The sequence below is a fragment of the Seohaeicola saemankumensis genome (assembly GCF_021021435.1).
In the GTDB taxonomy this organism is placed as follows: domain Bacteria; phylum Pseudomonadota; class Alphaproteobacteria; order Rhodobacterales; family Rhodobacteraceae; genus Seohaeicola.
In genome coordinates, this window is the sequence record NZ_JAINWI010000032.1 from 1 (window position 1) to 457 (window position 457).

General features: G+C 55.4%; 1 protein-coding gene. It reads left to right on the top strand.

Annotated features, from left to right (window positions below; translation table 11 throughout):
* Positions 1-80 precede the first annotated feature (80 nt).
* A partial coding sequence (locus tag K7H22_RS19395; RefSeq protein ID WP_230802467.1) for a transposase occupies positions 81-457 on the top strand: 377 nt, incomplete at its 3' end.

Below are 457 nucleotides of genomic sequence, written 5' to 3' on the forward strand. Positions count from 1 at the left end.
GATGCTGTTGAAAAAGTCTTTGTTGCAGCGCGGCAAGTCCTTTGATTCACTCGATTATGAGGGGATTGGAGGATTTCGTCATGATGGGCACCCAAACGGCACCGGCACAGTTGTTCTATGACTTCGATCTGGAGCGTCATGTTCCTTCCGGTCATATGCCACGTGAGATCGACCGGTTTCTCGACGTGGATGGGATGCGGGAGGCCCTTCGCCCCTTCTACAGCCACCTCGGGCGTCCCTCGATTGATCCAGAACTGATCATCCGGATGCTGGTCATTGGTTACGTCATGAGCATCCGGTCGGAACGTCGCCTCTGCGACGAGGTCCATCTGAACCTCGCTTATCGGTGGTTCTGTCGGCTGGGCCTGGAGGGCAAGGTCCCGGATCACTCGACGTTCTCGCGGTATCGCCATGGTGTTGATTTTCACTCAGAACTGAGCCGGTTTTTTCACCGAGA